Source organism: Sphingomonas phyllosphaerae, assembly GCF_036946485.1.
GTDB lineage: Bacteria > Pseudomonadota > Alphaproteobacteria > Sphingomonadales > Sphingomonadaceae > Sphingomonas > Sphingomonas phyllosphaerae_E.
Window position 1 is genome coordinate 526,323 of sequence record NZ_JAQIJA010000006.1, and the last position, 11,870, is coordinate 538,192.

Below are 11,870 nucleotides of genomic sequence, written 5' to 3' on the forward strand. Positions count from 1 at the left end.
GCATGACGACACATTCGACTCGCATGTTGATCCTGGGCTCGGGCCCGGCCGGGCTGTCCGCCGCGATCTACGGCGCGCGCGCCGGAATGGCGCCGATCGTGGTGCAGGGCATCCAGCCCGGCGGCCAGCTGACCACCACCACCGACGTGGAAAATTATCCCGGCTTCAAGGAGGTGATCCAGGGGCCGTGGCTGATGGAGCAGATGCAGGCACAGGCCGAGCATGTCGGCACGCGGTTGATGTGGGACACGATCGTCGAGGTCGACCTGACGTCGCGCCCGTTCCGGCTGATCGGTGACGGCGGCGACGTCTACGAGGGCGAGGTGCTGGTGATCGCGACCGGCGCGCAGGCCAAGTGGCTGGGGCTCGACAGCGAGGACGCGATGAAGGGCAAGGGCGTCAGCGCCTGCGCGACGTGCGACGGCTTCTTCTATCGCGGCAAGAAGGTGGCGGTGATTGGCGGCGGCAATACCGCGGTCGAGGAGGCGCTGTACCTGACCAACCACAGCGACGACGTGACGCTGATCCACCGCCGCGACACGCTGCGCGCGGAGCGGATCCTGCAGGAGCGGCTGTTCGCGCATCCGGGTATCAAGGTGCTGTGGAACAAGGAAGTCCGCGCGTTCGTCGATGGCGGCGGGACTGCGGGCCTTGTGGCGCTGGAGCTGGAGGACACCGTCACCGGCGCGCCTTCGCGGATCGACGTCGAGGGCGGGTTCGTGGCGATCGGGCACCATCCGGCGACCGAGCTGTTCCGCGGGCATCTCGCGCTCGACGAGGACGGCTATATCGCGGTCGAGACCGGCTCGACGCGCACCAGCGTGCCCGGCGTGTTCGCGTGCGGCGACGTGATGGACAAGGTCTATCGCCAGGCGGTGACCGCGGCAGGGACCGGGTGCATGGCGGCGCTGGATGCCGAGCGATTCCTCGCGGCGGCTGAGTTCGAGGCGGTCAGGGAAGCGGCGGAATAGTTGTTTTCCCGTCACCCCGGACTTGATCCGGGGTCCCGCTTCTTACTTCTGTGGCCAAGAAGAAGCGGGGCCCCGGCTCAAGGCCGGGGCGACGGCTAGGTTCGTCGTCCCCGCCTGCGCGGGATGACGGCGTTCGGCGATGGAGCGACTTAAACCAGCGCCTTGCCGGCGGCGAAGGTCACCAGTGCGCCGAACGTTTCGAGCATCTCACCGTCGACCTCGTCGTCCTCAATGACGATCCCGAGCCGGTCCTCCAGCTCGGTGAGCACGCCGGCCACCGCCATCGAATCGAGTTCGGGCAGCGCGCCGAACAGCGGCGTGTCGGCGCGGAAGGCCGCGACGCGCTCGGGGGCGAGCGCCAGCACGTCGACCAGCACCGCGCGCACGGTCGTCTCGATTTCGCTCGTGCCTTCGGGAATCACGCAACCTCCACCTTCGCCGCATTAATCCGGCGGCAAGCCGGCGTCGCGTTAGGCGCAAGGGGTGGATTCCGCAACGCCTGAGCCTAGAAGCCACTCTCATGGTGTCCCCTGATGCTACGCCGCGCCCGATCGACCATGTGCTGCGTGGGCAGCCGCACGCGCCCGCGCTGATCGATCGCGAGGGCGTGGTCGATTATGCCGCCGCCGAAGACGCGGTCGCGCGGCTGGCGGGGTGGCTGGCCGGGCTCGGGCTTGCGGCCGGCGCGCGGGTCGCGACGTGGCTGCCGAAGACGCGGGTGGCGTGCTGGATGCCGCTGGCGGCGGCACGCGCCGGGCTGGTGCATGTGCCGGTCAATCCGGTGCTGCGGCGCGCGCAGGTCGCGCATATCCTCGCCGACAGCGAGGCGGCGCTGCTGCTGACGCAGGACGCGCGCGCGGCGACGCTGGAGCCGGGCGACGTGCCGGACGGCTGCCGCGTCGTGACCGAGGCGCGGGCGGGCGATGCTTTGCCGCGGTCGGCGGCCGATCCCGATGCACTGGTCGCGTTGCTCTATACCTCGGGGTCGACCGGGCGGCCGAAGGGGGTGATGCTCAGCCATGCGAACCTGTGGCTGGGGGCGGTCGGGGTCGCGCATTATCTGGAGATCGCGCCCGACGACCGCGTGCTGGCGGTGCTGCCGCTAGGGTTCGATTACGGGCAGAACCAGCTGCTTTCGACCTGGGCGGCGGGGGCGGCGGTCGCGCCGCTCGATTATCTGACGCCGCGCGACGTCGTGAAGGCGGTGGCGCGGGTTGGGGCGACGACGCTGGCGGGGGTGCCGCCGCTGTGGACGCAGCTGCTGGAGAGCGAATGGCCCGATGTGGTGGCCGGGCAGTTGCGCCGGCTGACCAATTCGGGCGGCGCGCTGACGCCGACGATGGTGCGGGCGCTGCGCGCGCGGTTCCCGGCGGCGCGGCTGTTTCCGATGTACGGGCTGACCGAGGCGTTTCGCTCGACCTATCTCGATCCCGACCTGGTCGACGCGCATCCCGATTCGATCGGGCGTGCGGTGCCGTTTGCGGAGGTGCTGGTCGTCCGGCGCGACGGGACGCTGGCCGCGGCGGGGGAGCCGGGCGAGTTGGTCCATGCCGGGCCGCTGGTCGCGCAGGGCTATTGGCGTGATGCCGAGCGGACCGCGCAACGCTTTCGGCCGGCACCGGTTAAATCGCGATATGGCGGGACGGCGGTGTGGTCGGGGGACACAGTGGTGGCGGACGGCGACGGGCTGTTGCGCTTCGTCGGGCGCGATGACGAGATGATCAAGAGCGCCGGGCATCGCATCAGCCCGCAGGAGATCGAGGAGGCTGCGACTGCCGGTCCGGAAACCGCGGAGGCGGTGGCGGTCGGCGTTCCCGACGCGCGTCTGGGGCAGGCGATCGTGCTGGTCGCGCGCGGCGACTCGGCGGATGAGCCGGCGTTGCGTGGGCGGCTGAAGCGCGAGCTGCCCGCCTATATGCAGCCGGCGCGGATCGCGTGGCGTGCCGAACTGCCGCGCAATGCCAATGGCAAGCTGGACCGCGCGGCGATCGCGGCGGCGGTGCGGGAGGCGGGGGTATGAAGCCGATGGGACCGATCCCGCCGGCCTTTGCCGCGCAGACTGGCGCGCTGATAATCGGCGGGCACGACGCGACGGCGCTGGTCGAAGCGTATGGCTCGCCGCTGTTCGTCTATGACGCGGCGCTGGTCGCGACGCAGGTGGCGCGGTTCCGCGAAGCGATGCCGGTGGCGGTCGACCTGCATTATGCGATCAAGGCCAATCCGTTGCCGGTGTTGCTGGCGCGGGTTGCGCCGCTGGTCGACGGGCTGGACGTCGCCTCGGCGGGTGAGCTGGCGCGCGCGCTGGCGGTGAAACCGGGCGCGGCGATCAGCTTCGCGGGGCCGGGCAAACGCAACGACGAGCTGGCGGCGGCGATCGCGGCGGGCGCGACGATCAATCTCGAATCGGCAGGCGAGGCGCGGCGCGCGCTGGCGGCGGGCGAGCGGCTCGGGATCGTGCCGCGGCTGGCGGTGCGGGTGAACCCCGATCTGGAATTGCGCGGGTCGGGCATGAAGATGGGTGGTCGCGCCTCGCCCTTCGGGATCGATGCCGAACACGCCGCTCCGGTGGTGCGCGAGCTGATCGCGGCGGGCGCGGACTGGCGGGGGTTCCATATCTTCGCCGGGTCGCAGGCGCTGGATGCCGGCGCGGTGATCGAGACGCAGGCGGCGACGCTGGCGCTTGCCGCGCAGCTGGCCGAGGAGGCGGGGGCGGTGCCGCCGCTGGTCAATCTCGGCGGCGGGTTCGGGGTGCCGTACTTCGCGGGTGACGTGGCGCTGGATGTCGCGTCGGTCGGGGCGGCGCTGGGCGAGGCGCTGGCGGCGCGCCGTGAGGTGCTGCGCGACAGCCGGTTCGCGATCGAACTCGGGCGCTGGCTGGTGGCGGCGGCGGGCGTCTATCTGACGCAGGTCATCGACGTGAAGCAGAGCCGGGGCGAGACGTTCGTCGTCGTCGACGGCGGGCTTCATCACCAACTGGCGGCGAGCGGCAATTTCGGAACGGTGGTGCGGCGCAACTATCCGCTCGCGGTGGCCGGGCGGATGGGCGCGACGGCCGAGGGCGAGGTGTCGGTGGTCGGCTGCCTGTGCACGCCGCTCGATCGGCTGGGGGATCGGGTGGCCTTGCCGGCCGTGGCGGTGGGTGAGGTGATCGCGATCTTCCTCGCCGGGGCCTATGGCGCGACGGCGAGCCCGACGGCCTTTCTCGGGCATCCCGCGCCGACGGAGATCGTGGTTTGAGGGTTGATCGCCGCGCCCGCGGATGGATCAGGCGGCGAGCCCGGTGACAAGCGTTGGCGCGCCGACGCCGCCGTCGATCTCCAGCCGGTCGCGCCCGCCGCTCTTCGCGCGGTAGAGCGCGCGATCGGCAGCGGCGAGCAGGTCGTCCAGCGACGGTCGCCCCGGGTCATTGTCCGCCAGCCCGATGCTGACCGTGAGCGGATGCGCGTCCGGGGTGTGACGCAGTTCGCGCGTGCGGGCGGCGATCCGGTGCGCCAGCGCCACCGCCTCCTCACGCGAATGTCCCGGCAGCAGGACCGCAAATTCCTCGCCGCCGATCCGGGCGGGGACGGCGCCCGCGACCCGGCCGGCGGTGTCGAGCAATGCGCCCGCGAACAGCACCAGCGCCCGGTCACCGGCGGAATGGCCCCAGCGATCGTTGACCTGCTTGAAATGATCGAGATCGAGCATCAGCAAGGTGGTGCCGCCGGTCCCCACCAACGCGGGCGTCGCCTGCTCCATGAAGGCGCGGCGGTTGAGCAGCCCGGTCAGCGAGTCGGTGGTCGCGGCCTCACGCTGACGCTGCGCCTCGTTGCCGAGTTCCAGCGTGGTCAGCGACAGGATCAGCGTGATGTAGATCGCGGTGTACAGCAGCAGCCATACCGCGGGAAGCTGGCTGCGGCTGGCGAGCGGCGTGACGATCGCGCTGTGCGTCGCGGTATAGGCGGCGAGCGCGAGCGACGAGGTCGACACGAGCACCAGCAGTATCGCGGTAAGCACGCGCGGCGGCGCGGCGCGACCGTTGGCGGGCCGCAGCAACTCCGCGGTCATCGCGAGGCAATAAGCGGTGAAGGCGAAGGTCGCCACGACGTTGCGCAGCGCCTCGGCCGCGAACAGGGCGGGGATCAGGCAGGCAGCGGTCCAGACCAGCGATCCGCCCCATATCGCGAGCGGCGGATGCGAATGCCCGTGGACGAGCCGCACGCCGGCCCACAAAAACGCGAAGACCTGGATGAAGCAGACCTGTGCCGCCCAGATCGCCAGCCAATCCGCCGCGATGCCGCGCAACATGTAGCAGATGCAGCCGGCCACCCCGGCAGTGATCGAGCACGCCACCCACAGCGGCAGCCGTCGACCGCGATGGCCGAGCCACAGCGTCCAGAAATAGAGCGCCATGACGGCTTCGATCGCCGTGCTGGCGATGAACAGCGTGGCCACGTCCAGCGTCACCGGATTCCCCCCGAATCGCTGCCCCCCGGCGCGATCCGAACCCTATATCGCCAGCTTGACGCAAGCGGCAAGTGGCGGGAAGTGCTAGTATTGTTATAAAATTTCGTTACTTTATCGAAACAGCATTGCCAACGCGCCGATCAGTGTGGCCCCACCGATCGGCGCGACGATCAACAGGATGACGTTGAAGCCGATGATCGCCGCCAGCGCCTTTACCTGCCGCCGCGTCAGCCGCTGTCGGGCACGCCGTGGCTGCCAGGGCGGGGGTGGCGGTTGATCGCGGAAATCGACGAACATGCGCGTCCTTTCGTTGCGACCGGCGATGCGCGAAGACTATAGCGCCTGGTCGCGTCGGTCGATCCCGTCCTTCACGCTTGTCGCTCGCGGTGGCGCGGCGGGGGGCAGCCACGCCTCGCGCGGATTACGCCGCCTGCGGGATCGGGTCGCGACGGCGATGACGGATGTGGTCGTCGATCGCTTCGACGATCGGATCGACCAGCTCGGGCGGGAGCGTGTGGCCCATGCCGTCGATCTCCAGCAGCCGCGCGCCCTGGATCGCCTGTGCGGTGGCGCGGCCGCCGGCGACCGGCACCAGCGGATCGTCGCTGCCGTGGATCACCAGCGTGGGAGCGGTGATGCGGCGGAGGCGATCGGTGCGGTCGCCATCGGCGATGATCGCCGCCATTTGCCGCAGGAACCCGGTCGGGCAGCGGTTGCGCAAGGTTTCGGCGCGGATCCGATCGGCCATGATCGCGTCCTCGATCGGAAAGCGTCCGCCGACCGCACGCCCGGCCATCGTACCGTGCGCGACGATCGCCTCGATGTCGTCGCTTTTCGGATGGCGCAGCAGCAGGGCGGTGGCGCGCATCGTCGGCCGCGAGCAGGACGGATGACCGGTGGTCGACATGATCGAGGTGAGCGTGCGGACCCGTTCCGGCCAGCGCGACGCGATCAATTGCGCGATCATCCCGCCCATCGAGGCGCCGACGACATGCGCGCGGTCGATTCCCAGCGCATCGAGCAGGCCGATCGCGTCCTGCGCCATGTCGGTGAGCGTGTACGGCACTGCGGGCACGCGCCCGAACTGCATCTGCATCGCGGTCCACACGATATGCGGCGCGCCGCACTCATCGAACTTTGTGGAGAGGCCGACGTCGCGATTGTCGTAGCGGATTACGCGGTAGCCACGGTCGACCAGCGCATCGACCATCGCCTGCGGCCATCGGACCAGTTGGGCCCCCAGGCCCATCACCATCAGGATCGGCTGGCCGTCGCGCGGCCCTTCGTCCTCATATTCGATCTGGATACCGTTTGCCGTCGTCGATGCCATTGCCTGCTCCGTTGCGCCTCCCGAATGTGACTCCGTGAAAGTGGATGACGTCCTTGTGCCGCTTGTCACATTAATGCAACGTTTCCGGTTCTGGTTCCGGCCCCCTCCTTCTCGCCTTTCCGCAGGTGTCCCATGGTAGAACGCCTTCACCTCGAACAATTCCTCCCCTACCTGCTGTCGGTCACGTCCAATCGTGTCAGCGGCCGGATCGCAGGGGCGTATGAGGCGGCGTTCGGGCTGACGGTGCCCGAATGGCGGCTGGTGACGCTGATCGCCGAATATGCGCCGGTCACGCAGGCGCAGCTGGGCGAGCGCAGCCGGATGGACAAGGTGACGGTGAGCCGCGCCGCGATCGCGCTCACCGAACGCGGGTTGCTGACGCGGACCCCCAATGCCACCGACCGGCGATCGCACCATCTGCGCTTGAGCCCGGAGGGCGAAGCGCTGTACGCGCAGGTCGCGCCGCAGGCCGTCGCATTGGAGCGCCGGATCTTCGGGCGCTTCGACGCGGACGAACTGGCGCAGTTCACGGACATGCTGCGGCGGATCGACGCCGCGGCCGAGGAGGAAGACTGAATGGCGCAGCTGCCGTTGATCGCGGGCGTGGAACTGGGCGGCACGAAGTGCATCGCGGTGCTCTCCAACGGCCCCGACGCGATCCTGGAGGAAGTGCGCGTTCCGACCACCCGGCCCGAAGAGACGCTGCCCGCGCTGGAGGCGGCGATGGACAAGTGGCGCGGCGTCGCGGCGATCGGCATCGCCAGCTTCGGACCCGTCTCGATCGATCCGCAATCGCCCGATTACGGCAAGATCACCTCCACCCCCAAGCCGCACTGGGCGGGGACCGACATCGCCCGGCGGCTGGCGGCGCGCTACGACGTGCCGGTCGGCTTCCACAGCGACGTGGTCGGCGCGGCGATGAGCGAGGCGCGCTGGGGCGCCGGGCAGGGGCTGGGCGATCTCGCCTATGTCACGGTCGGGACCGGCGTCGGCGCGGGGATGATCGCGCACGGCCGGCCCGTCGACGGGCTGACGCACAGCGAGTTCGGTCATATCCGTCCCGTGCGGCTGCCGGGCGACGATTGGGCGGGGTCGTGCCCCTATCACGGTGCGTGCGTCGAGGGGCTCGCCGCCGGACCGGCGATCGCGGCGCGGACGGGCATCAAGGGCGAAGATCTGCCGCACGACCATTCGGCGTGGGAGACGGTGGTCGGCGCGTTGTCGTCGCTGTTCGCGACGCTGACGCTGACCGGCGTGCCGCGGCGGATCGTGCTGGGCGGGGGCGTGATGGTCGGCAATCCGTGGCTGCTGCCGCGGCTGCGCGCGGCGACGGCGGCGAGCCTGAACGGCTATGTCGCGCTGCCGGCGGTGGCGGACATGGACACGTTCATCGTCCCCGCCGCGCTGGGCGGCAATGCCGGGCCGCTGGGCGCGGTGGTGCTCGGCGCGCAGGCGCTGGAGGATCGGACCGGGATCAAGGTGCTGGTTTCGTAATCGTCATTTGAGTTCGTCGCCCCGGACTTGATCCGGGGCCCCGCTTCTTGCCCACCGTAGAAGAAGAAGCGGGGCCCCGGCTCAAGGCCGGGGCGACGGGGTTTAGCTCAGCGCATGGGCTTCCGCCGCGGCGACCTGTTCGTCGGTCGGGCGCACGCCGGTGTAGAGGACAAATTGTTCTAGCGCCTGCAGCGTCGCGATCTGCGCGCCGGTGACGACCGTCTTGCCCGCCGCTTTGGCTGCACGGAGCAGTGGAGTTTCGACCGGCTTGGCCACCGCGTCGATGACGATCTGCGCGGCGGCGATTTGATCCGGCGTGAAGGCGAGCGCGTCGTGATCCGCGCCGGTCATGCCAAGCGGAGTGACGTTGACGAGCAGCGGCGCGTCGCCGGTCGCCTCTGCCTGCCAGCGGCAGCCGAGCCGCTCGGCGAGCGCGCGCCCGGCTGCCTCGTTGCGCGCGACGATCGTGCCGTCGGGGAAGCCGGCGTCGACCAAAGCGGTCGCGACCGCCTTACCCATCCCGCCGCTGCCACGCAGCACGAACGACACGCGGGGCAGGTCGGCGATCAAGTCGCGCACCGCGCTGTAATCGCTGTTGTAGCCGAGCAATTCGCCATCGGTGTTGACGATCGTGTTGACGCTGTCGATCGCCGCAGCGCTGTCGCGCAGGCCGTCGAGCATCGGGATGACCGCTTCCTTGAACGGCATCGACACCGCGCAGCCGCGGATGCCGAGCGCGCGGATGCCGGTGATCGCGCCGGCCAGATCGTCGGTGGTGAACGCCTTGTAGACATAGTCAAGCCCGAGCGCGTCATAGAGATGGTTGTGGAAGCGCGACCCGAAGGTGCCGGGGCGCGCGGCGAGCGACATGCACAGGCGGGTGGCGGGGCCGATCGGCGGCTTCATCGGCATATCCTTGCGTTTCAAAGGGGAAGGGCGGGCTGCACCAGTTCCTCGTCGCGCAGGATGCCCGACAGCGTCAACCCGAGCAGCCTGATTCCGCCCGGCGCCGGGAGCAGCGGCGCGATCAGCCCGCGGCCGAGATCGAGCAATTGTCGTTGCGTATCGATGGTGCCGCTCACCGAACGCGCGCGGGTGAGCGTCGTGAAATTGGCGCGGCGCAGCTTGAGCGTCGCGGTGCGCCCGCGCACGTCGGCGCGCGCGACGCGCGTCCAGGCGGCGGCGGCGACCGTCTCCAGCGCGGCGTCGATCTCGGCCGGGTCGGTGAGGTTGGTGTCGAAGGTGCGCTCGGCGCCGACCGACTTGGCCTGCCGCTCGGCGCGCACCGGACGGTCGTCGATGCCGCGCGCCGCGCCGTGGAGATAATCGGCGTGGCTGCCGAAATGCGCGCGCAGGAATTCGATCGGGCGATCGCGCAGGTCGGCGCCGGTGTGGATGCCGAGCCGCGCCATCTTCTCGGCGGTGACCGGGCCGATGCCGTGGAAGCGCTTGACCGGCAACGTGGCGACGAATGCCGCGCCTTTGGCGGGCGGGATCACGCACAGGCCGTCGGGCTTGTTCTGATCCGAGGCGAGCTTGGCGATGAACTTGTTGTAGCTGACCCCCGCCGAGGCGGTGAGCCCGGTGTCGGCCTTGATCCGCGCGCGGATCTCGGCGGCGATCGCGCTGGCCGAGCCGAGCGCGCGGCGGTCCTCGCTGACGTCGAGATAGGCTTCGTCAAGCGACAAGGGCTCGATCGCATCGGCGTAATCCGCGAAGATCGCGTGGATCTGCCGGCTGACCGCGCGATAGACGTCGAAGCGCGGCGGCACGAACACCAGATCGGGGCAGCGCCGCGCCGCCACCACCGACGGCATCGCCGAGCGCACCCCGAAGACACGCGCCTCATAGCTGGCCGCCGCCACCACGCCGCGCGCGCGATTGCCGCCGACCGCCACCGGTTTCCCGCGTAGTTCCGGTGCGTCGCGCTGCTCGACCGACGCATAGAAGGCGTCCATGTCGATGTGGATGATCTTGCGAGGGTCGGCCACGGTGATGGGGCGCGTTGTAGCAGCGGGTGGCACGGCCCGCCAGCGTTTTGCGGAACAAAGCGGGTATGTGGCTGGGGAAAGTGGTCGAATTACCGCCGTTCGCCCTGAGCCGGTCGAGGGGGGTGTTCCCGGGCGCACGCGCTCCGACAGGCTCAGCACGAACGATATGGAATAGGCATGCGCTGCCCTAACGCAGCGCGCGCACCGCAGGCGTGTCGAGGCAGGCGAGCATCGCGGCGGGGTTGGTCCTGGTCGGCGGCGGCAACGTGGTCGCGGGCGGCACCTCGACCGTGCGCCCGATCGCGACCGCGTCGAAGCCGGTGCGGTCGAGGCACTTCATCGCGGCCTGAAGCATTCGCGGCGGCGTGTCGCGCGCCTCATAGGACAGCCGGAACGTGCCCCAGTGGATCGCCAGCGCGCGTGCGGCGCGCAGCCGCTCGAACACCAGCGCTGCGTGCGCGGGGCCGATGTGAGCGCCCGACACCATCTGCCCGGGAACGAAGCGGAACGCGCCGATCGGCAGCAGCGCGAGACGGACCGGGCCGAGCGCGGCGGCCTCCGCGGGCCATTGGCCGTCGCCGAAGCCGGTGTCGCCCGCGAAGAACAGATTGCCGCCCGTGGGGAGTTGCACGACGAAGCTCGACCAGAGCGCGCGATTGCGGTCGGCGAACCAGCGGCTGCCCCAGTGATGGTTGCGGGTGACCGCGACACGGATGCCGGGGCGGACCTCCACCGCGCCGCGCCAGTCGAGCGCGGTGGCGCGCGCGCCGGTCTGCGCGATGACGCTGTCGTTGCCTAGGCTGGTGACGATCATCGGCCGGTCGCGCTGCCAGAGCCGCCGGAGCGTCGCCTTCTCGAGATGGTCGTAATGGTTGTGGCTGACCAGCACGAGGTCGATGCGCGGCAGGTCCTCGAAACGGATGCCGGGCGTAGCGACGCGGCGTGGGCCGAGACCGAACGGACCGGCGCGCGCACCCCACACCGGATCGGTGAGGATGTTGAGTCCCTGCGTCTGGATCAGCACGGTGGCGTGGCCGATCCATGTCACGAGCATCCGCGGGCCGTCGACGCGCGCGGGCGGCCGGGCGGCGGTCACCTCGACGGTGTCCGGCCAGGCGGGGCGGTCGTCGCTGCCGGTCAGTTGTCGCCAGAGGAACCCGCCGCGGCTGCCGCCGGCCGGAGGCGCCATCGTGTCGTCGCCATCGGGGTTGAAGAAGCGCGCGCCGTCGTAGTGATCCGACGTCGGGCCGTCGTAGTAGATACGGTCGAGGAAGCGCGGGACGATTGTCATCGCTAGGCAGATCGCGATGACGAGCAGCAGCAGCGCGGCAAGGACGGTCCTGACGATCTTGCTGACGACCGACACGCGCCGTTCCTTCCGCGAGAGGTGAGGTGGCGGAATGATCGCGGGCGAATTTCGATCCCGTTGCGAACGGGGCAGGGGGGCGTCATTGCGAGCGCAGCGACGCAATTCAGGGTTGGACCAGGACGCCCTGGATTGCCTCGCTTCGCTCGCAATGACGGAGGGGGTTACGCGGCTGCCTCTTCCAGGACGGCTCGACATTCACCGGCCATCCGCCGCTTCTCGTCATCCCGGACTTGATCCGGGTTCCCGCTTTTACGGCGATTGCGAAAGAA

The 11,870-nt window shown here is 70.0% G+C and carries 12 protein-coding genes; 5 read left to right on the forward strand and 7 right to left on the reverse strand.

Going from position 1 to position 11,870, the window contains the following annotated elements:
- Nucleotides 1-2: 2 nt before the first annotated feature.
- Nucleotides 3-971 (forward strand): thioredoxin-disulfide reductase, encoded by a 969-nt coding sequence (gene trxB / locus PGN16_RS18210; RefSeq protein ID WP_335310771.1) that lies wholly within the window; start codon nt 3-5, stop codon nt 969-971.
- A 149-nt stretch (nt 972-1,120) separates the two neighbouring features.
- Here the strand turns inward: trxB and PGN16_RS18215 are convergent, their stop codons facing one another.
- The gene (locus PGN16_RS18215; protein WP_335310772.1) at nt 1,121-1,393 is read right to left on the reverse strand and encodes an acyl carrier protein; all 273 of its coding nucleotides are present in this window, start codon (nt 1,391-1,393) and stop codon (nt 1,121-1,123) included.
- Nucleotides 1,394-1,491: 98 nt separating this feature from the next.
- Between PGN16_RS18215 and PGN16_RS18220 the strand changes: the two genes are divergently transcribed.
- Together PGN16_RS18220 and PGN16_RS18225 are read left to right on the forward strand one after the other, a co-directional pair.
- Complete coding sequence (locus PGN16_RS18220) at nt 1,492-2,991, forward strand: AMP-binding protein (RefSeq protein WP_335310773.1); 1,500 nt, start codon at nt 1,492-1,494, stop codon at nt 2,989-2,991.
- Complete coding sequence (locus PGN16_RS18225) at nt 2,988-4,208, forward strand: pyridoxal-dependent decarboxylase, exosortase A system-associated (protein ID WP_335310774.1); 1,221 nt, start codon at nt 2,988-2,990, stop codon at nt 4,206-4,208. The genes PGN16_RS18220 and PGN16_RS18225 overlap by 4 nt, the downstream gene beginning before the upstream one ends.
- 27 nt (nt 4,209-4,235) lie before the next feature.
- On the opposite strand, the gene PGN16_RS18230 is transcribed toward PGN16_RS18225, so the two are convergent.
- From PGN16_RS18230 to PGN16_RS18240, 3 genes are all read right to left on the reverse strand, one after another.
- On the reverse strand, nt 4,236-5,417 hold the full coding sequence (locus tag PGN16_RS18230; protein ID WP_335310775.1) for a GGDEF domain-containing protein: 1,182 nt from the start codon (nt 5,415-5,417) through the stop codon (nt 4,236-4,238).
- A 111-nt stretch (nt 5,418-5,528) separates the two neighbouring features.
- Complete coding sequence (locus tag PGN16_RS18235) at nt 5,529-5,714, reverse strand: hypothetical protein (RefSeq protein ID WP_335310776.1); 186 nt, start codon at nt 5,712-5,714, stop codon at nt 5,529-5,531.
- 124 nt (nt 5,715-5,838) lie between these two features.
- Nucleotides 5,839-6,747: an alpha/beta fold hydrolase gene (locus PGN16_RS18240; RefSeq protein WP_335310777.1), complete on the reverse strand. Its 909-nt coding sequence runs from the start codon at nt 6,745-6,747 to the stop codon at nt 5,839-5,841.
- A 132-nt stretch (nt 6,748-6,879) separates the two neighbouring features.
- Between PGN16_RS18240 and PGN16_RS18245 the strand changes: the two genes are divergently transcribed.
- Nucleotides 6,880-7,323, forward strand: a complete 444-nt coding sequence (locus PGN16_RS18245; protein WP_335310778.1) for a MarR family winged helix-turn-helix transcriptional regulator — start codon at nt 6,880-6,882, stop codon at nt 7,321-7,323.
- Nucleotides 7,324-8,241 (forward strand): ROK family protein, encoded by a 918-nt coding sequence (locus PGN16_RS18250; protein WP_335310779.1) that lies wholly within the window; start codon nt 7,324-7,326, stop codon nt 8,239-8,241.
- 102 nt (nt 8,242-8,343) lie between these two features.
- Here PGN16_RS18250 and PGN16_RS18255 read toward each other — a convergent pair whose 3' ends face one another.
- From PGN16_RS18255 to PGN16_RS18265, 3 genes are all read right to left on the reverse strand, one after another.
- The gene (locus PGN16_RS18255) at nt 8,344-9,153 is read right to left on the reverse strand and encodes a shikimate 5-dehydrogenase (protein ID WP_335310780.1); all 810 of its coding nucleotides are present in this window, start codon (nt 9,151-9,153) and stop codon (nt 8,344-8,346) included.
- Between the two features lie 11 nt (nt 9,154-9,164).
- A complete protein-coding gene (gene dinB, locus PGN16_RS18260) occupies nt 9,165-10,199 on the reverse strand; it encodes a DNA polymerase IV (protein ID WP_443019690.1) in 1,035 nt (344 codons plus the stop codon).
- 220 nt (nt 10,200-10,419) lie between these two features.
- Nucleotides 10,420-11,580: an MBL fold metallo-hydrolase gene (locus PGN16_RS18265; RefSeq protein ID WP_335310984.1), complete on the reverse strand. Its 1,161-nt coding sequence runs from the start codon at nt 11,578-11,580 to the stop codon at nt 10,420-10,422.
- Nucleotides 11,581-11,870 lie beyond the last annotated feature (290 nt).

Bases quoted from the DNA above. Each gene is read 5' to 3' on its own strand.
- PGN16_RS18245 (WP_335310778.1), top strand. From the start codon at position 6,880: ATGGTAGAACGCCTTCACCTCGAACAATTCCTCCCCTACCTGCTGTCG.
- PGN16_RS18255 (WP_335310780.1), bottom strand. From the start codon at position 9,153: ATGCCGATGAAGCCGCCGATCGGCCCCGCCACCCGCCTGTGCATGTCG.
- PGN16_RS18250 (WP_335310779.1), top strand. From the start codon at position 7,324: ATGGCGCAGCTGCCGTTGATCGCGGGCGTGGAACTGGGCGGCACGAAG.
- PGN16_RS18220 (WP_335310773.1), top strand. From the start codon at position 1,492: ATGGTGTCCCCTGATGCTACGCCGCGCCCGATCGACCATGTGCTGCGT.
- PGN16_RS18235 (WP_335310776.1), bottom strand. From the start codon at position 5,714: ATGTTCGTCGATTTCCGCGATCAACCGCCACCCCCGCCCTGGCAGCCA.
- PGN16_RS18240 (WP_335310777.1), bottom strand. From the start codon at position 6,747: ATGGCATCGACGACGGCAAACGGTATCCAGATCGAATATGAGGACGAA.
- trxB (WP_335310771.1), top strand. From the start codon at position 3: ATGACGACACATTCGACTCGCATGTTGATCCTGGGCTCGGGCCCGGCC.
- dinB (WP_443019690.1), bottom strand. From the start codon at position 10,199: ATGGACGCCTTCTATGCGTCGGTCGAGCAGCGCGACGCACCGGAACTA.
- PGN16_RS18225 (WP_335310774.1), top strand. From the start codon at position 2,988: ATGAAGCCGATGGGACCGATCCCGCCGGCCTTTGCCGCGCAGACTGGC.